This is a genomic window from Streptomyces sp. NPDC107522 (assembly GCF_055657525.1).
Genome location: NZ_JBVKAU010000001.1, coordinates 83,174 through 101,803, shown reverse-complemented (window position 1 = coordinate 101,803; position 18,630 = coordinate 83,174). Strand labels below are relative to the sequence as shown.

General features: G+C 69.5%; 21 protein-coding genes. 11 read left to right on the top strand and 10 right to left on the bottom strand.

The window, feature by feature from the left end; translation table 11 throughout:
* The first annotated feature begins 8 nt into the window (after positions 1 to 8).
* From ACZ7L6_RS00430 to ACZ7L6_RS00410, 5 genes are all read left to right on the top strand, one after another.
* Positions 9 to 401, top strand: a complete 393-nt coding sequence (locus ACZ7L6_RS00430; protein ID WP_471919714.1) for a DUF5955 family protein — start codon at positions 9 to 11, stop codon at positions 399 to 401.
* Positions 402 to 521: 120 nt separating this feature from the next.
* Complete coding sequence (locus ACZ7L6_RS00425) at positions 522 to 1,121, top strand: histidine phosphatase family protein (RefSeq protein WP_471919713.1); 600 nt, start codon at positions 522 to 524, stop codon at positions 1,119 to 1,121.
* A 71-nt stretch (positions 1,122 to 1,192) separates the two neighbouring features.
* Entirely contained in the window at positions 1,193 to 1,825 is a 633-nt protein-coding gene (locus tag ACZ7L6_RS00420; RefSeq protein WP_471919712.1) for a hypothetical protein, read from the top strand.
* 55 nt (positions 1,826 to 1,880) lie between these two features.
* A complete protein-coding gene (locus ACZ7L6_RS00415; protein ID WP_471919711.1) occupies positions 1,881 to 2,303 on the top strand; it encodes an acyl-CoA thioesterase in 423 nt (140 codons plus the stop codon).
* Between the two features lie 98 nt (positions 2,304 to 2,401).
* Positions 2,402 to 2,851: a spore-associated protein gene (locus ACZ7L6_RS00410; RefSeq protein ID WP_471919710.1), complete on the top strand. Its 450-nt coding sequence runs from the start codon at positions 2,402 to 2,404 to the stop codon at positions 2,849 to 2,851.
* Between the two features lie 164 nt (positions 2,852 to 3,015).
* Here the strand turns inward: ACZ7L6_RS00410 and ACZ7L6_RS00405 are convergent, their stop codons facing one another.
* The 7 genes from ACZ7L6_RS00405 to ACZ7L6_RS00375 all read right to left on the bottom strand — a co-directional run bounded on the left by ACZ7L6_RS00405 (position 3,016) and on the right by ACZ7L6_RS00375 (position 8,815).
* Positions 3,016 to 4,443 carry a nucleobase:cation symporter-2 family protein gene (locus tag ACZ7L6_RS00405; RefSeq protein WP_471919709.1) on the bottom strand — a complete coding sequence of 476 codons (1,428 nt, stop codon included), beginning with the start codon at positions 4,441 to 4,443 and terminating at the stop codon, positions 3,016 to 3,018.
* Positions 4,444 to 4,727: 284 nt separating this feature from the next.
* The gene (locus tag ACZ7L6_RS00400; RefSeq protein ID WP_471919708.1) at positions 4,728 to 6,107 is read right to left on the bottom strand and encodes an 8-oxoguanine deaminase; all 1,380 of its coding nucleotides are present in this window, start codon (positions 6,105 to 6,107) and stop codon (positions 4,728 to 4,730) included.
* A 130-nt stretch (positions 6,108 to 6,237) separates the two neighbouring features.
* Positions 6,238 to 7,161, bottom strand: a complete 924-nt coding sequence (gene pucL / locus ACZ7L6_RS00395; RefSeq protein WP_471919707.1) for a factor-independent urate hydroxylase — start codon at positions 7,159 to 7,161, stop codon at positions 6,238 to 6,240.
* Positions 7,162 to 7,166: 5 nt separating this feature from the next.
* The gene (uraH, locus tag ACZ7L6_RS00390) at positions 7,167 to 7,559 is read right to left on the bottom strand and encodes a hydroxyisourate hydrolase (protein ID WP_471919706.1); all 393 of its coding nucleotides are present in this window, start codon (positions 7,557 to 7,559) and stop codon (positions 7,167 to 7,169) included.
* A 7-nt stretch (positions 7,560 to 7,566) separates the two neighbouring features.
* Complete coding sequence (gene uraD / locus ACZ7L6_RS00385) at positions 7,567 to 8,076, bottom strand: 2-oxo-4-hydroxy-4-carboxy-5-ureidoimidazoline decarboxylase (protein WP_471919705.1); 510 nt, start codon at positions 8,074 to 8,076, stop codon at positions 7,567 to 7,569.
* Positions 8,077 to 8,198: 122 nt separating this feature from the next.
* A complete protein-coding gene (locus ACZ7L6_RS00380; RefSeq protein WP_433050318.1) occupies positions 8,199 to 8,567 on the bottom strand; it encodes a helix-turn-helix domain-containing protein in 369 nt (122 codons plus the stop codon).
* Positions 8,564 to 8,815 carry a YkoF family thiamine-binding protein gene (locus ACZ7L6_RS00375; RefSeq protein ID WP_471919704.1) on the bottom strand — a complete coding sequence of 84 codons (252 nt, stop codon included), beginning with the start codon at positions 8,813 to 8,815 and terminating at the stop codon, positions 8,564 to 8,566. Before ACZ7L6_RS00375 ends, ACZ7L6_RS00380 begins: the two co-directional genes overlap by 4 nt.
* A gap of 135 nt (positions 8,816 to 8,950) precedes the next feature.
* Between ACZ7L6_RS00375 and ACZ7L6_RS00370 the strand changes: the two genes are divergently transcribed.
* The 4 genes from ACZ7L6_RS00370 (at position 8,951) to ACZ7L6_RS00355 (ending at position 13,129) form a co-directional block, all read left to right on the top strand.
* Positions 8,951 to 9,790 carry a TIM barrel protein gene (locus ACZ7L6_RS00370; RefSeq protein ID WP_471919703.1) on the top strand — a complete coding sequence of 280 codons (840 nt, stop codon included), beginning with the start codon at positions 8,951 to 8,953 and terminating at the stop codon, positions 9,788 to 9,790.
* Positions 9,791 to 9,934: 144 nt separating this feature from the next.
* Positions 9,935 to 10,825 (top strand): 2-hydroxy-3-oxopropionate reductase, encoded by an 891-nt coding sequence (locus tag ACZ7L6_RS00365; protein WP_471919702.1) that lies wholly within the window; start codon positions 9,935 to 9,937, stop codon positions 10,823 to 10,825.
* A 193-nt stretch (positions 10,826 to 11,018) separates the two neighbouring features.
* Positions 11,019 to 12,476, top strand: a complete 1,458-nt coding sequence (locus ACZ7L6_RS00360; protein WP_471919701.1) for a catalase — start codon at positions 11,019 to 11,021, stop codon at positions 12,474 to 12,476.
* 410 nt (positions 12,477 to 12,886) lie between these two features.
* Positions 12,887 to 13,129 (top strand): hypothetical protein, encoded by a 243-nt coding sequence (locus ACZ7L6_RS00355; RefSeq protein WP_471919700.1) that lies wholly within the window; start codon positions 12,887 to 12,889, stop codon positions 13,127 to 13,129.
* A 293-nt stretch (positions 13,130 to 13,422) separates the two neighbouring features.
* Here ACZ7L6_RS00355 and gcl read toward each other — a convergent pair whose 3' ends face one another.
* Complete coding sequence (gcl, locus tag ACZ7L6_RS00350) at positions 13,423 to 15,207, bottom strand: glyoxylate carboligase (protein WP_471919699.1); 1,785 nt, start codon at positions 15,205 to 15,207, stop codon at positions 13,423 to 13,425.
* Positions 15,208 to 15,410: 203 nt separating this feature from the next.
* Here gcl and ACZ7L6_RS00345 point away from each other — a divergent pair, with 203 nt between their 5' ends.
* Positions 15,411 to 16,235 carry a hypothetical protein gene (locus ACZ7L6_RS00345; RefSeq protein WP_471919698.1) on the top strand — a complete coding sequence of 275 codons (825 nt, stop codon included), beginning with the start codon at positions 15,411 to 15,413 and terminating at the stop codon, positions 16,233 to 16,235.
* Between the two features lie 155 nt (positions 16,236 to 16,390).
* On the opposite strand, the gene ACZ7L6_RS00340 is transcribed toward ACZ7L6_RS00345, so the two are convergent.
* The gene (locus ACZ7L6_RS00340; protein ID WP_471919697.1) at positions 16,391 to 17,251 is read right to left on the bottom strand and encodes a chitosanase; all 861 of its coding nucleotides are present in this window, start codon (positions 17,249 to 17,251) and stop codon (positions 16,391 to 16,393) included.
* A 150-nt stretch (positions 17,252 to 17,401) separates the two neighbouring features.
* A complete protein-coding gene (locus ACZ7L6_RS00335; protein WP_471919696.1) occupies positions 17,402 to 17,836 on the bottom strand; it encodes a hypothetical protein in 435 nt (144 codons plus the stop codon).
* Between the two features lie 82 nt (positions 17,837 to 17,918).
* Here ACZ7L6_RS00335 and ACZ7L6_RS00330 point away from each other — a divergent pair, with 82 nt between their 5' ends.
* Positions 17,919 to 18,626 carry a helix-turn-helix transcriptional regulator gene (locus tag ACZ7L6_RS00330; protein ID WP_471920570.1) on the top strand — a complete coding sequence of 236 codons (708 nt, stop codon included), beginning with the start codon at positions 17,919 to 17,921 and terminating at the stop codon, positions 18,624 to 18,626.
* Positions 18,627 to 18,630: the final 4 nt, after the last annotated feature.

The following is an 18,630-nucleotide window of genomic DNA, read 5'->3' as shown; positions in this document are numbered from 1 at the left end:
GGCACCTCATGCGCAACGACGACGCGCGACACGATCCTCCCGTCAACGAGGGGGTCATGATCAGCGGCGGCACCCACTACGTCGGCAACCAGGCCGTGGGGCGCGGCGCCCAGGCGTTCTCCGGCTCGGTCTCCTTCCAGCAGCAGGACAGCGAACGGACGGCCGAACTCCTCGCGCGCGTCGAGCAGTTGCTTCAGGAGCACCGCGCGGAACTCGCCGACCCCGACGGCACCACCCGGGAACTGCGCCGCCTGCGCGAGGAACTGGCCGAGCCACAACCGGAGCCCGGCGTCCTGCGGCGCGCTCTCGACCGCCTCAACGAGTTCGTCCAGCCCGTGGCCCCGCTCGTCGTCGCGGTCGGGCAGCTCGCGCAGTCGGTACAGGGCCTCCCGGGGGTCTGAGGCCGCCCGGGCATCTGAGGCCGCCGGGGGAGCCACGAGCGGCCGTCCGGCCCAGTCCGTCCTGCGGGCCCCGGGAACCGTGTGGCACGGTGCCGGGAGGCGAGCGGGAAGGGCACGTACGTGGGTGATCTCCTTCTGGTCCGGCACGGGGAGACCGAGTGGTCGCGGTCCGGGCAGCACACCGGATGGACGGATGTGCCGCTCACCGAGCACGGGCGCGAGGAGGCGCGGCGACTGGTGCCGCTGATCCGGTCGCACCGGATCGGGGCCGCGTTCGTCAGCCCGCTGCAGCGGGCGCGGGAGACCGCCGAGCTCATCGGGCTGCACGACGTACGGGTCGACGCGGATCTGCGGGAGTGGGACTACGGCGGCTACGAGGGCGTCACCACCGTCGAGATCCAGCGCGAGCGGCCGGGATGGTTCCTGTTCACCGACGGGGTCGCGCCCGGGCCGCCCGACCGTCCGGGGGAGAGCGCGGAGCAGGTCGGGGAGCGCGCCGACCGGATGCTGGGGAAGGTGGACGCGGCGCTCGCCGACACGGAGGGCTGCGTGGTGCTCGTGGCGCACGGGCACTTCCTGCGGGTTCTCACGGCCCGGCGGCTCGGGCTGTCTGCGGCGCACGGGGCGCTGTTCCAGCTGGCGACGGGGGCGGTGTGCCGACTGGGCACCGAGCATGGGCGGCCGGTGATCGCCGGGTGGAATGTCAGACCCGGGTCGTAGCCTTCCCAGCAGATGGGGCCGTGCCTTCCTGGAAGGTGGGCCGGTCCCCCGCGCCCGGGAAGGAGCACGCCGTGACAAGACCACCGACCGCGGCCCAGCGGCGTGTCATCGACGCCGCCGATCCCGTCACCGGGCGACTGAAGGGTACGGAGGCGCAACTCGCGGCGCTGGTGAAGCGGGGGTTGGCCTTCCGGCATCCGCGGCCGCCGCACGATCACTTTCTGACGCCGGCGGGGCACCGGATACGGGAGGCGGAGCCGGCGGCACCTGCGGAGCCCGCGGCGTCCGCGGCCGGTGGTGTGTTCGCCGCGCGGATCGGCGGTGAGGAGGAGGCGCCGAAGGCCGGTCCGGCCCGCGTCCGCGAGGTGCACAGTGCCTGGCAGGGCCTGCTGGAGCTGCGCCGGATGACCAATCCGGACGGGGCCGTGGACCGGCCGTGCGGATGGGAGCGTACGCATCTGGTGCAGGCCGCCGCGCTCGCCCTGGAGGCGGCCGGGCACTCTCCGGCCGGGCCGGAGACGGAGGCCGACGGGTACCGGGTGCGGGCGACGCCTCAGCCGGAGGCGGTCGCCGTGTACGAACCCCGCATCGACGCACTGCATGCCTGCGCGGCGACCTTGGAGAAGGCCGGCTGGCAGGTCGGCGAACACACCGAGCCTCGAACAAGAGCGCGTTATCTCCTGGCATCACCGCGACGGATGTAGAGGGCACATGCCAGGATCGCAACGACCAAGAAGCGTGGCACGCGAAGGGAAAGTCGTGACCGAGCCGTTTTCCGTTACGGTGACCGTCCGTGGATACGAGACGGATGTGCAGGGGCACCTCAACCAGGCCGTGTACCTCAACTACGCGGAGCACGCCCGTTGGTCCCTGCTCCAGGCCGCCGGTATCAGCCAGGCCGGCCTGATCAGCAGAGGCGTGGGCCCGGTGGCCCTGGAGACGACGATCCGCTACAAGCGGGAGCTGCTCGCGGGCGACGAGGTGGAGGTGACGTGCTCCTTCGACTGGGGCAGCGGGAAGACGTTCCGCATCGAGCAGACGATCCGCAAGACGGACGGCACGGTGGCGGCCGAGGTCACCGGAGTCGGCGGCCTGTTGAACCTCAAGGAGCGCAAACTCGTCGCCAATCCGCAGGAGTACTTCAAGGAACTCGCCTCGGAGCCCTCCCTGTTCGGTCTGTAGAGCGCCTGTGGAGCGACAGGACCGAGCACAACCATTCGCATGTTCCACGGGTCACACCATGCAGGAGCAACCACCCGCAATGGTTACCTGGGGGAAATATGCGATACGCGCGCTCTGTCCTGTCCGCCGCCGCGTTAGCGGCCCTGACGGTGGGGAGCACGGCCGCCCTGACGGCACCCGCCTCCGCCGCGCCCAACACCACACCGCAGAAGGTCTGCGGCAGCGCCTACAAGACCGTGAACTCGGCGCCCGTCGGCTCGCTCGGCACCGTCTATCTGACGTACAACGCCTCCAACGGCAAGAACTGCGTGGCGACCATCCGCAACAACCCGGGCACCGCCCTGGAGATGTCCGCCTGGGTCTACGTCCCCGACACCGAGCAAGGGGACGACGACTGGGGGCAGTACACGTCGTACGCCGGACCGACCTACGTCTACGGCAAGGCCCACTGCGTCGACTGGGGCGGTCACATCAGCAATGTGTATGTGCAGGTGACGGGCTCCAACTGCGGCGCCCTGAAGGAGCACCGGGTGACCTTCACCCGCTGACGCACAGCGGTACGCGGTAAGCAGTACAGCGCGCCCTGGCAGGACTCGCGGAGTTCTGCCAGGGCGCACGTGCCCTGGGTCAACTGGCGGTGACGCCCAGCCGGTGATGTGCGGCTACCCGGCGTCGTACGCCTGGACGTTCGTGTACTGGTACTTGATCCGCTTCATGGAGCGGCAGGGGCCTGGCTCGCCGTCCCGGTGAGCTCCTCCCCCGCCTCCATCGGGTGGGTCACGTCCTCGGCGTCACGGCCCTTGCCGAGGTGGTTGAAGACCAGGTTCAACGCCACCGCCGCCACACACCCCGTCGAGATGCCCGAGTCGAGCACGATCCTCGCCGTCTCCGGGAATGCGTGGTAGAACTCCGGCGCCGTGATCGGGACGATGCCGACGGCCAGAGAGACGGCGACGATCAGGACGTTGTTGTCCTTGTCGAGGCCGGCCCGGACGAGGGTCTGGATGCCGCTCGCGGCGACCGAACCGAAGAGGACCACGCCGGCGCCGCCCAGCACCGGGCGCGGTACGACCGCGATGAGCGACGCGGCCATCGGGCACAGGCCCATCAGCACCAGGAAGCCGCCGCCCACGGCCACGACGTACCGGCTGCGGATCTTCGTCATCGCCACCAGGCCGATGTTCTGCGCGAAGGCGCTGCACATGAAGCCGTTGAAGAGGGGGCTGATCGCGGAGCCGAGGGTGTCGGCGCGCAGGCCGGCCGCGATGGTCTTCTCGTCGGCCGGGCGCTCGACGATCTCGCCCAGCGCCAGCATGTCGGCCGTCGATTCGGTCATCGACACCACCATGACCACGCACAGCGAGATGATCGCGGCGAGCTGGAACTGCGGGGCGCCGAAGTGGAACGGGGTCGGGAAGCCGATGACGTCCGCGTCCGCGACGGGGCCGAAGTCCGTGACGCCGAACGGGATCGCGATCAGCGTGCCGACGACCAGGCCGAGGAGTACGGCGATCTGCTTGACGAAGCCCCTGGTGAAGCGGCGCAGGAGCAGGACGATCAGCAGGGTTCCGGCCGCGAGGCCCAGATTCGTCGCCGAACCGTAGTCGTGCGCCGCGGGGTCGGGGCCCTGCGCCCAGCCGAAGGCGACCGGGAGGAGGGAGATGCCGATCAGGGTGATGACCGTACCCGTGACCACCGGTGGGAAGAAGCGGACCGCCTTGCTGAAGAAGGGGGCGGCGAGGAAGCCGAGAAGGCCGGCGACGATGACCGCGCCGAAGATGATCGGCAGGGCGTCGGACTTGTCCTCGGTGGAGGCGACGACCGCGGTCATGGGGGCGACGCCGGCGAAGGTGACACCGTTGACGAACGGCAGCCGGGCGCCGATCTTCCAGATGCCGAGGGTTTGGAGGAAGGTGGCGAGGCCCGCGGTGAAGAGACAGGCGCCGGTGAGGAAGGTCAGGTCGGTGGCGGTCAGGCCTATGGCCGCGCCGACGATCAGGGGTGGGGCGACGACTCCCGCGTACATGGCGGCCACGTGTTGCAGACCGGTGGTCGCCATTTTCAGGGCGGGGAGTTTCTCGTCGACGGGATGGGTCCCCTCGGTGGGGTGGCTCTCGTCGGCTGTACGGGCGGTGGGCACGGCGGCTCCTCCGGTCGGCTAACACGTCGGCTCTGACGTGGGTTCATGGAGGTGGTGCAAGTGGGCATGGGGGCACCTCCCGCTCGAGCGAAGCCGAGAGTGGGGGAGGGACCGGGGACGGGCCCGTTCTGGGGGAAACGGAGACCGTTCCGGGGCGCGTGCGTCGGGCACGCGCCCCGGAGACGGCCGCCATGGACCCCGCTCGGGTCCACGGCTTCCGGACGGGAGCCGTCCCTCCCGACCGGAAATCAAGTGCCGTACAGATCAAAGGAGTTGTACGGTGATCAGCCCTGTGCCGAGATCCTCGCCAGCCGCTGCGCCTCGTCCCGCGTCGAGCGGGCGATCGCGTCCTCGTCGGCCGTGAGCAGCCGTCCGTCCGCCACGATCTGCCGGCCGTTCACGAACGACGCCGTGACCGGGGCCGCCGCGCCGAAGACCAGCGCGGTCACCGGGTCGGCGATGGAGGCGTGGGCGAGGGTGTCGAGCTTCCACAGGACGAGGTCGGCCAGCTTGCCGGGCTCCAGCGAGCCGATCTCGGCGGCGCGGCCCAGCACCTGGGCGCCGCCGTACGTCCCGAGCCGCAGGGCCTGCCGGGCGTTCAGCGCGGCCTCCTTGTGCGCGCCGAGGCGGTTGATCAGGAGGGCGTTGCGCAATTCGGTGTGCAGTTCGCCGGACTCGTTGGACGCGGTGCCGTCGACGCCGAGGCCGACCGGGACGCCGGCCCTGAGCATGTCGGGGACGCGGGCGATGCCGGCCGCGAGGCGGGCGTTCGACGAAGGACAGTGGGCGACACCCGTCTTCGTCCGGGCGAAGGCGGCGATGTCGGAGTCGTTCATGTGGACGCAGTGCGCCATCCACACGTCCTCGCCGAGCCAGCCGGTGGACTCGAAGTAGTCGGTCGGGCCCATGCCGAACAGCTCGTGGCAGAACTTCTCCTCCTCGACCGTCTCCGAACCATGGGTGTGCAGCCGTACACCGAGGCGGCGGGCCAGCTCGGCGCCGTCGCGCATGAGTTCCGTGGAGACGGAGAAGGGGGAGCAGGGGGCGACGGCGACCTGGGTCATCGCGTCGAAGGAGGCGTCGTGGTGCTGCTTGACGGTCTCCTCGGTCGCGGCCAGCGCGCCGTCGAGGGTCTCGACGGCGAAGTCCGGCGGCAGCCCGCCGTCCTTCTCGCTGCGGTCCATGGAGCCGCGGGCGAGGGTGAAGCGGACGCCCATGTCGCGGGCGGCGCGGATGATGGCGCCGGACAGGTCGCCGGAGCCCTGCGGGAAGACGTAGTGGTGGTCCATGGCGGTGGTCACACCACCGCGGGCCATCATCGCCAGCGAACCCTGCGCGGCCGAGTGCACCATCTGCTCGTCGATGCGCGCCCAGGTCGGGTACAGCGCGACGAGCCAGTTGAAGAGGTTGTGGTCCGTCGCCAGGCCCCGGGTGATCCACTGGTAGAAGTGGTGATGGGTGTTGACCAGGCCGGGGGTGACCAGGTGCCCGGTGGCGTCGATGCGGCGTACGACGTTGTCCAGGCCCTCGGGGGCCTTGCCCGCGCCGAGCGACTCGATGCGGTTGTCCGCGATGACGATGTGGCCCGTGGCGTACTCGGTGTCGTTCGCGTCCACCGTCGCGATCGAACAGTTCTCGATGACGATGCGCTGGGCTGCTGCCATGATGCGTCCCTTTGAACGGGTGATGTGCTGATGTGGAGAGGGCACGGCAGGACCCTGGGAGTTTGAGTGCCGCGGCCGGGAGCCTTCAAACCGTGCCCTCCGGCCGCGGGTGCCGAAATGGAGTTGTGGCTTACAGGTTGGTGAGGTCCACCGGGATCCTCGCCTCGCAGCCGTCCCGCAGGATCGTGGCCTCGATCAGGCCGTAGGGGCGGTCGGCGGCGAAGTACACCTCGTTGTCGTTCTTCAGCCCGAACGGCTCCAGGTCCACCAGGAAGTGGTGCTTGTTCGGGAGGGAGAAGCGCACCTCGTCGATCTCGCTGCGGTTGTTGATGATGCGCGCGCCCATCTGGTACAGCGTCTGCTGCAGCGAGAGCGAGTACGTCTCGGCGAAGGCCTGGAGCATGTGCTTCTTGGTCTGCTCGTAGGACTTCTCCCAGTTGGGCATCCGCTGCTCGTCGTCGGTCCAGTTGAACCGCCAGCGGCCGGAGACCTGGGTGGCCAGGATGCGGTCGTAGGCCTCCTGGAGCGTCGTGTACTTGTCCTTGACGTAGCCCCAGAACTCGGAGTTCGTCGAGTTCATCACGACGAGGTCCTTCAGGCCCGAGATGACCTCCCACTTCTCACCGTCGTAGGTGATCTGCGTGACCCGCGTCTCCTGGCCCTTGCGGACGAAGGAGTGCTTGACCTCGTCGGAGCCGATGAACTGCGAGTTGGCGTCGGAGGCCTCGATCCGCTCCCAGGCGTACTCCTCGATGCGGATCCGGGCCTGGTGGATCGGCTCCTGCGAGGTGACGAAGTGGCGGGCGAGATGGATGCCGAACTGCTCGGCGGACTCGATGCCGTACTCCTTGGCGAACGCGTACACCGTGTTCTTGGTGGTGTCGGTCGGCAGGACGTTGGCGTTCGAGCCGGAGTAGTGGACCTCGTCCATGTCGCCGGAGAGGGCGACCGAGACGTTCAGGTCCTTGATGTGGTGGGTGGCGCCGTCCCGCGTGATCTTTACGACTCGGTTCTCGGCCTTGCCGTACTGGTTCTGTCCCAGGATCGTGGGCATGTCTGCTAGCTCCCTCGGTAAACGGAGTAGCCGAACGGGTTGAGCAGCAGCGGTACGTGGTAGTGCTCCCCGGGCTCGACGGCGAAGGTGATCGCCACCTCGGGGAAGAACACGGCACCGCTGTCCCGATTCGCGGGGGCGTCCTGCTGCGCATCGGCTTGCTTCTTCTCGAAATACGGCTCGACGGCGAAGTCGAGCCGTACGTGTGTGGTCCCCTCCGGCAGGGCCGGGAGGTCCTTGCACCGCCCGTCCGCGTCGGTCGCGGAGCCGCCGAGCGCCTGCCAGTCCGCGCCCCGGCCCGAACGGGCGGAGAGCTGGACGGCGACGCCCTCGGCGGGGCGGCCGACGGAGGTGTCCAGGATGTGCGTGGACACCGAGGCGGTGGTGCTGGTGCTCATGGCTTGGTCAGTCCTCTTCGACGAGTCGGGCGAGCCGGATACGGTTGATCTTGCCCAGCTCGGTGCGGACGATCTCCCGCTCCTGCTCCGGCGAGTTGCCGATCCGGTCCTTGACCGCGTCGCGCATCTGCTCGCCGGTCCGGCCGGTGGCGCAGATCAGGAAGACGTGGCCGAACTTGTCCTGGTAGGCCAGGTTGAGTTCGAGCATCTCCGCCTTGAGCTCCTCGGAGGCGCCGGCCATGCCGCGCTGCTCCCGGGCCGAGGTCGGATCGCCCGGCTTGGGGCGGCCGATCGGCGGGTGCCCGGCCATCGCCTCTTCGAGGTCCCCGGTCGTCAGCTCGGCCATGGCGGCGTCGCTGGCGGCGTAGAGCTCGTCGGCGGTGGCATAGGGGCGGGCGGCGAGCAGCCGCGTGGCCCACGCCGTGGAGGCGCACGCCTCGTGGAGAGCGGCGTGGGCCGCGTGCTCCTCCAGGGCGTTGAACCGGGCCAGGCCCGGGGGCGTGGAATTCGACGTCACGGGAGCCTCCGTGGCCGCGAAGGGCCTTCGTACTGAACGGGCGTGCCGATAGCTAACGCCCTACGACGACGAGACGTCAACACTTTGTTGAAAATTCGCGGTAACGAAACCCGGGGGCCGGGTCAGGGGTTCTTGTCCCGGTTCAGATAGTTGTAGACCGTGAAGCGGCTCACCCCGAGCGCGCTCGCGACGGTCTCCACGCCGTGCCGCACGGAGAAGGCGCCGCGCGCCTCGAGTATCCGCACGACCTCCTGCTTGGCCTTGCGGTCCAGATCGGCCAGCGGCTTGCCCTTCCGGCGCTCCATGGCGGCCAGGATGTGGTCCAGGGAGTCGGCCAGCTGGGGCAGGCGTACGGCGACGACGTCGGCACCCTCCCAGGAGAGCACGACATCCTCGGGGCCGGCCTCGTCGGGCGGGAGGATCTCGCCACCCATGGCGTCGACCAGCGGCTTCACGGCCGCGATGAAGGGCTCGTCCCCGGCACCGGTCACTGCTCGCCCTCCCCGATCACATTGACCTGGAGCGAGACCCGGGTGGCACCGGCCTCCAGGCTCTTGCGGAGCAGGGCGTCCACCGCGGTGAGCACGACGTCGGCACCACCCTCCGCCGTGTTGCCGAACGGGCCGACGTCCACCGCGTCGAGATCGGCCGCCTCGATGACCTCGCGGGCCGCCAGCGCGTGCGCGGGTGCCTCGTCGAGGTCGAAGGGCTCGGTCGTGAACTCCACTCTCAATCGCACGCGGTCAACCTAACGTGCGGCACCGCCTTCCGCCGAGCCCTCTTGACAAGCTCGGACACACAACGGCAATCTTCCAGTACGCAGAAACTAACTTCCGCAATATGGAATCTCGACACGGAAGGGAGCGCCGGCGACATGGGATTCGCAGAGCAGCGCTTCAACGTCAACCTGTCGATCCTCTTCACGGAACTCCCGCTTCTGGAGCGCCCCGCGGCCGCCGCCGCGGCCGGCTTCACCGCGGTCGAGCTGTGGTGGCCCTGGATCGACTCCCCCACCCCCGAGCAGTCCGAGCTCGACGCCCTGAAGAAGGCGATCGAGGACGCGGGCGTCCAGCTCACCGGCCTGAACTTCTACGCCGGTCAGCTGCCCGGCCCCGACCGTGGTGCCCTGTCGGTACCGGGCGAGGAGTCGGACAGGTTCCGCGCCAACCTCGACGTGGCCGCCGACTTCGCGCAGTCGCTGGGCTGCAAGGCGCTCAACGCCCTGTACGGCAACCGCGTCGAGGGCGTGGACCCGGCCGAGCAGGACGCGCTCGCGCTGGAGAACCTGGCCCTCGCGGCCCGGGCCGCCGACCGGATCGGCGCGATCCTGCTGATCGAGGCCCTGAACAAGCCCGAGTCGCCGCTGTACCCGCTGGTCTCGGCACCGGCCGCCGTCGGCGTCGTCGACCAGGTCAACGAGGCGACGGGGCTGGGCAACGCCCGCTTCCTCATGGACCTCTACCACCTGTCCATGAACGGCGAGGACCTGCCTCAGGTGATCGAGCGGTACGCCGCGAAGACCGGCCATGTGCAGATCGCCGACAACCCGGGCCGCGGCGCGCCGGGCACGGGGACGCTGCCGCTGGAGGAGCTGCTCGACCAGCTGACGAAGGCGGGTTACGAGGGCTGGGTCGGCCTCGAGTACAAGCCGGGCGACCGCCCGAGCGCCGAGGCCTTCGGCTGGCTGCCGGTGGAACAGCGCGCCGCCCGCTGACGGCACCGCCCCTGGGGGCTGCCGCCCCCAGGCCCCGCTGCGGCCCCGAAAGGGCCTCGTCCTCAAACGCCGGACAGGCTGAATCACCGCTGACCGGCGCCCATACGTAGAAGCACCACAGCAGTTCAGAGAGGTACCCCCATCATGAGCAACCTCCCCAAGATCGCCTGGATCGGCCTCGGCATCATGGGCTCCCCCATGTCCGAGAACCTGATCAAGGCGGGTTACCAGGTCACCGGCTTCACCCTGGAGCAGGACAAGCTGGAGCGCCTGTCCGCCGCGGGCGGCACCGCGGCCGGTTCGATCGCCGACGCGGTCAAGGACGCCGACGTGATCATCACGATGGTCCCCGCCTCCCCGCACGTCGAGGCCATCTCCTACGGCCCCGAGGGCATCCTGGAGAACGCCAGGTCCGGCGCGCTGCTGATCGACATGTCCTCGATCACCCCGCAGACCTCGGTCGACCTGGCCGCGGCCGCCCGCGACAAGGGCATCCGCGTCCTGGACGCCCCCGTGTCCGGCGGTGAGGCCGGTGCCATCGAGGCCGTACTGTCCATCATGGTCGGCGGCACGCAGGCCGACTTCGACGAGGCCAAGCCGATCTTCGAGGCGCTCGGCAAGACCATCGTGCTGTGCGGTCCGCACGGCTCGGGCCAGACCGTGAAGGCCGCCAACCAGCTGATCGTCGCCGTGAACATCCAGGCGTGCGCCGAGGCCGTGGTCTTCCTGGAGAAGTCGGGCGTGGACCTGAACGCCGCGCTGGACGTCCTCAACGGCGGCCTGGCCGGCTCCACCGTGCTGACGCGGAAGAAGGACAACTTCCTGAACCGGGACTTCAAGCCGGGCTTCCGTATCGACCTGCACCACAAGGACATGGGCATCGTCACGGACGCCGCCCGCAACGTCGGTGCCGCCCTGCCCGTCGGTGCCGTGGTCGCCCAGCTGGTCGCGTCCCTGCGTGCGCAGGGCGACGGCGGCCTGGACCACTCCGCGCTGCTGCGTGCGGTCGAGCGCCTCTCGGGCGCCCAGGTCTGACGACCCTCCGAGACTTCCGGGCCGCTGCGCCGCTGACACCTGTCCTGTCGCGCCCAGGCGGCGCCGCGGCCCGGAATCACCTTCAACAAACCGTTGATTTCGCTTCAACAAACTGTTGACGTCCCATCGCCCCACTTCTAGGCTCCACAAAGCGGAAACAGTTTTCCGCTGACACCCGCACGGAAGGTCCACGATGTCGAAGCGCGTGCTCACGACCGAGTCCGGCGCCCCGGTCGCCGACAACCAGAACTCAGCCTCCGCCGGCGTCGGCGGCCCGCTCCTGCTCCAGGACCAGCACCTGCTGGAGAAGCTGGCGCGCTTCAACCGCGAGCGCATCCCGGAGCGCGTGGTGCACGCCCGGGGCTCCGGCGCGTACGGCCACTTCGAGGTGACGGACGACGTCACCGGCTTCACCCACGCCGACTTCCTGAGCGCGGTGGGCAAGCGGACCGAGGTGTTCCTGCGCTTCTCGACGGTCGCCGACAGCCTCGGCGGTGCGGACGCGGTCCGCGACCCGCGCGGTTTCGCGGTCAAGTTCTATACGGCGGAGGGCAATTACGACCTCGTCGGCAACAACACCCCGGTGTTCTTCATCAAGGACCCGATCAAGTTCCCCGACTTCATCCACTCGCAGAAGCGCGACCCGTTCACCGGCCGCCAGGAGCCGGACAACGTCTGGGACTTCTGGGCCCACGCCCCCGAGGCCACGCACCAGGTGACCTGGCTGATGGGCGACCGCGGCATCCCGGCGTCGTACCGCCACATGAACGGCTACGGCTCGCACACGTACCAGTGGACGAACGCCGAGGGCGAGGCCTTCTTCGTCAAGTACCACTTCAAGACGAACCAGGGCATCCGCTGCCTGAGCAGCGAGCAGGCCGCCGAGCTCGCGGGCAAGGACCCCAACTCCCACCAGACGGACCTGCTCCAGGCCATCGAGCGGGGCGTGCACCCGTCCTGGACCCTCTACGTCCAGATCATGCCGGCGGCCGAGGCGGCCGACTACCGCTTCAACCCCTTCGACCTCACCAAGGTCTGGCCGCACAAGGACTACCCGCTGCAGCGCGTGGGCCGGCTGGTCCTGGACCGCAACCCGGACAACGTCTTCGCCGAGGTCGAGCAGGCCGCGTTCTCCCCGAACAACTTCGTGCCGGGCATCGGCCCCTCCCCCGACAAGATGCTCCAGGGCCGTCTGTTCGCCTACGCGGACGCCCACCGCTACCGCCTGGGCGTCAACCACACCCAGCTGCCGGTCAACGCCCCGAAGGCGACGACCGCGCAGAACTACGGCCGCGACGGCTTCATGGCCACCAACTCCCAGGGCCGGTACGCCAAGAACTACGAGCCGAACTCCTACGACGGCCCGGTGGAGACCGGCCGCCCGCTGTCGGCCCCGCTCGCGGTGACCGGCCACACGGGCACCCATGTGGCCCCGCTCCACACCAAGGACGACGACTTCTTCCAGGCCGGCGAGCTGTACCGGCTCATGTCGGCCGAGGAGAAGTCCCGCCTGGTCGCGAACATCGCCGGTGGCCTGTCCCAGGTCTCCCGCGACGACGTGATCGAGAAGAACCTGGCCCACTTCCACGCCGCCGACCCGGAGTACGGCAAGCGCGTGGAGGAGGCGGTCCGCGCCCTGCGCGAGGACTGAACCCCCGGACTGCGTCCGGCCTCTGACAGGAGGTCATGAGCCGGACGCACCGCCCGCGCCCAGACGCCGATCGACCCGGATGAGGGGTGGTCGCTCGGAACGGGCCCGGGCAACATGAGGACCGCGGCGGCGTGCGAGCCAGTGCGGTGGTGAAGGTCCCGGCCTCCTTCTTCGACCTGAGGGAAGGAGCCCCCGGTGCCGTCGCTGCCGCCGCGGTCCCGAGCATTCCAAGACCCCGTCCGGCGGCGCGAACGTCCTGTCGCGCCCAGCCTCGCACCGTCGGACGGCCACAACCGAATACCTCACCGGCCGAAGAGCGCCGGGTACGGACGGTCCCGTACCCGGCGCTCTTCGGCGTCCCGCGCCGGTTCCGGGGTGCGGACACCGCCCTTCCGCAGGAGCCTGAAGGCATGGCAGCACATCCGACCGAACATCCGCGTGTCGTCGTGCATCCGCCGGCCCTGGACGGGTCGCGGCGGGTCACCGAGGGCGACGAGACACTGGGCATCGCCACGCATCTGGACGACGTGAGCGAGATCCTGCGGCTGGCCGACCTCTACGTCACCGATGTGGAGGGCAGCGACCTGATCGAGTGGCAGGGCGGCGGTCCCGACGACTGGCCGGGGCTGTCGGAGCATCACGAGGAGGCGTGAGCATGCGCGTACGTGTGCCGACGTAGAACGTCTACGCAATCCTCAAATCAAGCTCTGAACCTTGTTCAAGGGGCTTCAACCGCCGCCCCCTGCGGGCACATTCTCCTCACACGGGGCCCGCCGGCACGGGGGCGGCGGGTCCCGTGAACGGGGGAACACCGCACGGGGGAAGCACGGCAGTACGGGGGAAGCACGGGGGAACGACAAAGGGGCGGTCCGACCTTTCGGTTGGACCGCCCCTTTGCTGACGGGACGTGTCAGATCCGCCGCGTCAGACCTTCAGATCCGCCGCGTCAGACCTTCAGCGTCTTGATCGACGTCGGCGCGTGAGCCGGCTCTGTGGCGAGCTCCTCGAACTCCACGACATTGCTGATGTCGTTCGTCGTCGACATGGAGATGTTGGTGACCCGCTCCAGGATCGCCTCGACGACGACCGGGACCTGGTGCTCGGCGGCGAGCTTCTTGGCCTGCTCCAGGGCGGCGCCCAGCTCGTTCGGGTCGGTCACCCGGATCGCCTTGCAGCCGAGACCCTCGGCGACCTTGACGTGGTCGACACCGTAGACGCCCAGCTCGGGCGAGTTGATGTTCTCGAACTCCAGCTTGACCTGGAAGTCGATGTCGAACGCCCGCTGCGCCTGGCGGATCAGGCCCAGGTAGGAGTTGTTGACCAGGACATGGACGTACGGGATCTTGTGCTGCGCCCCGACCGCCAGCTCCTCGATCATGAACTGGAAGTCGTAGTCGCCGGACAGGGCGACGACCTGCGCCTCCGGGTCGGCCTTCGCCACGCCCAGCGCGGCCGGGATCGTCCAGCCGAGCGGGCCCGCCTGGCCGCAGTTGATCCAGTGCCGCGGCTTGAAGACGTGCAGCATCTGGGCGCCGGCGATCTGCGAGAGGCCGATGGTGGAGACGTACCGGGTCTCCGGGCCGAAGGCCTTGTTCATCTCCTCGTAGACGCGCTGCGGCTTGATCGGGATGTTGTCGAAGTGCGTACGGCGCTGGAGCTGAGCCTTCCTCTCCTGCGCGGACCCGGCCCAGGCGGAGCGGTCGGGCAGCTTGCCCGCCGCCTTCAACTCCCGTGCCACCTCGACGAACAGCTCCAGCGCGGCCTTGGCGTCGGAGGCGATGCCGTAGTCCGGGGCGAAGATCTTGCCGATCTGCGTGGGCTCGATGTCGACGTGGACGAACTTCCGCCCGGCCGTGTAGACGTCCAGCTTGCCCGTGTGGCGGTTGGCCCAGCGGTTGCCGATGCCGAGGACGAAGTCGGACTCCAGGAAGGTCGCGTTGCCGTAGCGGTGCGAGGTCTGCAGGCCGACCATGCCGGCGTTCAGCTCGTGGTCGTCGGGCAGAACGCCCCAGCCCATCAGGGTCGGGACGACCGGAGTGCCCGTCAGCTCGGCGAACTCGACGAGGAGTTCGGCGGCGTCGGCGGTGATGACACCGCCGCCCGCGACGATCAGCGGGCGCTCGGAGGCGTTCAGCATCCCGATCGCCTTCTCGATCTGGGCGCGGCTCGCGACCGGCTTGTAGACCGGGAGGGGCTCGTACGTCTCCGGGTCGAACTCGATCTCCGTCAGCTGGACGTCGATCGGGAGGTCGATGAGGACGGGACCGGGCCGGCCGGAGCGCATCAGGTGGAAGGCCTGCTGGAAGACGCCGGGGACCTGCGCTGCCTCCAGGACGGTCACCGCCATCTTCGTGACCGGCTTGGCGATCGAGGCGATGTCGACGGCCTGGAAGTCCTCTTTGTGGATCACGGCGGTCGGCGCCTGGCCGGTGATGCACAGGATCGGGATCGAGTCGCCGATCGCCGAGTACAGGCCGGTGATCATGTCGGTGCCGGCGGGTCCGGACGTGCCGATGCAGACGCCGATGTTGCCCGGATGGGTGCGGGTGTAGCCCTCGGCCATGTGCGAGGCGCCCTCCACATGGCGGGCGAGGGTGTGCTGGATGCCCCCGGAGGCCTTGAGCGCCGCATAGAAGGGGTTGATCGCCGCGCCCGGCACGCCGAACGCGTTGCTGACGCCCTCGCGCTTGAGGATCTCGACTGCCGCTCGGGCAGCGGTCATACGAGCCATTGAGTACTCCTGCTTCGGCTGTCGGATTCGCACTCCCGTCGCGCCCCGCGGTGAGCAATTCCGTGACGATGTCTCTTCCCGCTCTGTTTCCACATTGCGGAAAATATTTTCTACTATCTGGAAGCAATGTAGGTGGGCGGGTGAAGACCGTCAAGGGCCGGACAACCGGGCACCTCCTGGAGGACCATGGGAGCGCTGTCCCGATGCGAGGTCGTCCTGGAGTGGCCATGTCCGCGAGCGTGTCGGTACGCTGCCCGGTCTGCCGGCGGGAGCATCTCTACGCGGCGCCCGCCTACCCGTGCGCGTGCGGGGAGCCCGTCGCGCCGGCGCTCGACCCGCAGGGGACCGCGTCGGCCGTCACCCATCGCGCCTGGGACGACGAATGGGTCGGCGTGCGGTGCGGGGCGTGCGACCGCGAGAGCCAGTGGCCCCGTCCGGAGGTGGGCTGCCCCTGCGGGACGGTGCTGCGGGTTCCGGTGGCGCGGGTTCCGGTAGCGCGAGCCGACACCAGCGAGACACATCCAGTGGCACGGCCGGATAACAGCGAGACACATCCAGTGGCGCGAGCCGACACCAGCGAGACACATCCAGTGGCACGGCCGGATAACAGCGAGACGCAGCGGAAGGCGCCGTCCGTCGCGCGCCGGGCCTTCCAGCCCGTCACGATCCGCACCGCGCGTGACGCGGTCACGGCCGCCGCCGTCTATCTGCGCTGGCTCGGCTACCGGGACATCCGCCGGGCCGACCAGCGGCCGACGAGCGGTATCGGCATCGCCGCGCACGGTCTGCTCGCGCAGGTCGATCCGACCGTACGGCCGGCCTCGCCGCGGGACGTGGAGTGCCTGTGGCTGACGGCCATGACGGAGTCCGCGGCCTGCGTCTACTTCTCCCTGGCCGGATACGCCCCCGACGCGCGCACCCGCGCCGACGCCCTGGGTGTCCCCCTGTTCGTCCTCGACCTCACGGGGACGCCCCAGCCGGTCAACAGCCTCGCCGACGAACTGAACGCCGAGGGCGCAGCCCGGTGACTCGCCCCCGCCGCCCCTACCCGTCCCATCCTTGAAGGGGCTCCGCCCCTTCCACCCCGCCAGGGGGCTCCGCCCCCTGGACCCCCGCTCCTCAAACGCCGGAGGGGCTGGATGATGCCGACCGGCACCAGGAAAGTGCCGGTCGGCTGTCTGCTCTACGCGGTCGGATCGTTCTCGATGTGGTACCGGTCGCCGTACACATGCCAGGTGAGCGGCGTGTTCAGGCTCAGGTTGCCCTCGTTGAGGAAGACCCGCTGGGCGGTGTCGACGCGGCTGGTGTCCTCGTGCGCGGGCTCCTTCTTCATCTCCTTCACGCGCGCGTCCAGGAACGCATGCAGGTATGTGGTTTCGTTGCCGCCGTCCGCCGGGGTCCTGGCGTGGCTGCGGGCGTCGGCCCGGATCGAGGCGAAGCCCTCCGCGCCGTGCATGACGATGGCGTCGTAGTAGGCGAACTGGCCCAGTTCCCGCAGGCCGTCGCGCTTGGCCCGGGAGACGGACGGGTCGAAGTACACCCGGTCGCGCTCGTGTTCCTGGGCCGCCTGGAACTCCGGGGTCTGCGCGGCCCTCACCCAGGCGTCGGTGAAGCCGGGGTCGAGCCCTTCGTGCGAGTCGCTGCCGTCGACCTCGCGCAGGGCGGGCAGATACGGGGCGAGCGGGTTGTCCGGTTCCTGTGCTGTGTAGTACTCGACGAGCTCCAGCATGTCGTGCGTGCCGGAGCAGAAGCCGATGATCCCCGCCGTGTAGCCGCGGCCGTCGCCGATGTCCTCGATGTAGTCGAACTGGGCCCGCCAGTCCAGCGACGAGTTCTCGGCGCTGGAGACGAGCCGCATGGCGATCTCCTTCTTCGCCGGATCGTCGAGCCCCGCCGGTGCGACGGCGGCTTGGCTCACGCTCAGGAGGAGCATGGCCGGGAGGGCGGCGAGGGCGGCGGCCAAGGCGATCCGCAGCCTTGTGCTTCGCCGGGGGCGGCGTCGGGTGGGGGGTCGGTGTTGCCGTCTCAGTGAGGGAAGGCGCATTGGTTCTCCGATTGTGGGGGTGGAGCCGGAGACTGTTAGGAACCTTTCCTTCCTATTGGCTGGCAACCGCTGTCTACAAGGGGCGCGACAGAAAAAAGCGGGGGCGCCTTGGGGCGCCCCCGCTCGAACGACGTTCGTACGACTACGAGTTCACGACGCCCGCCCGCCGCGGTACCGCTCCGCGAGCCGCGCGAGCGCCACCGCTCCGAGCAGCAGCCCGAAGTCCCGCAGCGCGATGTCGTAGTAGTCCGGGATCGTCAGCAGGTTGACGATGATGCCCGCCAGCCAGCCGGCCACCAGCCATCCCCCGAAGCGCGGGGCCAGGGCCACGACGACACCGGCCAGGATCTCGATCGCTCCCACCGCGTACATGGCCGTCTGAGCGCTGCCCGGAACGACGTCGTCGATCCAGGGCGCGAGGTAGCCGGGCCAGTCCACGAGCACGTTGGCGAACTTGTCCAGCCCGAACAGGATCGGCGCCACCGTGAAACCGATGCGCAGGACCAGGAAGGCCTGGTAGCCGGGGTCGGTGAGCACCACACGCCGGGACGCGGCGGGCGTGGTGCTGGTGGTTGCGGAGGCCATGTCGACTCCTTCTATAGATGACTCTCATTGACTATAGAAGCGCGCACGTTCTCTTTAGTCAATGGCCGTGGGTTTTACACTGGTGTTCGTGGATGCCGCGAAAGAAGTACCCGACGCCGACGTGCACGGCGCCGATGCGCATGCCGCCGACGTCTCGGCCGTCGCCGCGCTCGACGAGCCGACGCGCAGGAGGCTGTACGACCATGTGGTGCGCCGGCCGGGCCCGGTCAGCCGGGACGAGGCGGCCGAGGCACTCGGCCTGACGCGGCAGACCGCGGCCTTCCACCTGGACCGGCTCGCCGCGGAGTCCCTGCTCGACGTGGTCTACGAGCGGCGCAGCGGACGGACGGGCCCGGGCGCGGGCAGGCCGGCCAAGCTCTACCGCCGCTCCACGCGACAGGTCGCCGTCAGCCTGCCGGACCGGCGCTACGAACTGGCCGGACGGCTCCTGGCCCAGGCGGTCGAGGAGTCCGACGCGACGGGTGAGCCGGTGCGGGACGTGCTGCACCGCAAGGCGGAGGAACTCGGCTCACAGCTGGGAGAGCCGGGCGACGCGGCTCTCCTCGACCTGCTGGAGCGGCACGGGTTCGAACCGCGCCGCGAGGACGACGCGATCGTCCTGGCCAACTGCCCCTTCCACGCGCTGGCCCGCGAGCACAGGCAAACGGTGTGCGGGATGAACCTCCATCTGCTGCGCGGTGTGCTGCACGGGCTGGGCGAGACCGGCTTCGAAGCCTGCCTCGCCCCCCGTGACGGCCGGTGCTGCGTCGTGCTGCGGCCGGCCGGCTGAGTGG

Coding starts and splice junctions, on each gene's coding strand:
- ACZ7L6_RS00430 (WP_471919714.1), top strand. CDS start 9: ATGCGCAACGACGACGCGCGACACGATCCTCCCGTCAACGAGGGGGTC.
- ACZ7L6_RS00410 (WP_471919710.1), top strand. CDS start 2,402: ATGCGATACGCGCGCTCTGTCCTGTCCGCCGCCGCGTTAGCGGCCCTG.
- ACZ7L6_RS00400 (WP_471919708.1), bottom strand. CDS start 6,107: ATGGCAGCAGCCCAGCGCATCGTCATCGAGAACTGTTCGATCGCGACG.
- pucL (WP_471919707.1), bottom strand. CDS start 7,161: ATGCCCACGATCCTGGGACAGAACCAGTACGGCAAGGCCGAGAACCGA.
- uraH (WP_471919706.1), bottom strand. CDS start 7,559: ATGAGCACCAGCACCACCGCCTCGGTGTCCACGCACATCCTGGACACC.
- ACZ7L6_RS00370 (WP_471919703.1), top strand. CDS start 8,951: ATGGGATTCGCAGAGCAGCGCTTCAACGTCAACCTGTCGATCCTCTTC.
- ACZ7L6_RS00365 (WP_471919702.1), top strand. CDS start 9,935: ATGAGCAACCTCCCCAAGATCGCCTGGATCGGCCTCGGCATCATGGGC.
- ACZ7L6_RS00360 (WP_471919701.1), top strand. CDS start 11,019: ATGTCGAAGCGCGTGCTCACGACCGAGTCCGGCGCCCCGGTCGCCGAC.
- ACZ7L6_RS00355 (WP_471919700.1), top strand. CDS start 12,887: ATGGCAGCACATCCGACCGAACATCCGCGTGTCGTCGTGCATCCGCCG.
- gcl (WP_471919699.1), bottom strand. CDS start 15,207: ATGGCTCGTATGACCGCTGCCCGAGCGGCAGTCGAGATCCTCAAGCGC.
- ACZ7L6_RS00345 (WP_471919698.1), top strand. CDS start 15,411: ATGCGAGGTCGTCCTGGAGTGGCCATGTCCGCGAGCGTGTCGGTACGC.
- ACZ7L6_RS00340 (WP_471919697.1), bottom strand. CDS start 17,251: ATGCGCCTTCCCTCACTGAGACGGCAACACCGACCCCCCACCCGACGC.
- ACZ7L6_RS00335 (WP_471919696.1), bottom strand. CDS start 17,836: ATGGCCTCCGCAACCACCAGCACCACGCCCGCCGCGTCCCGGCGTGTG.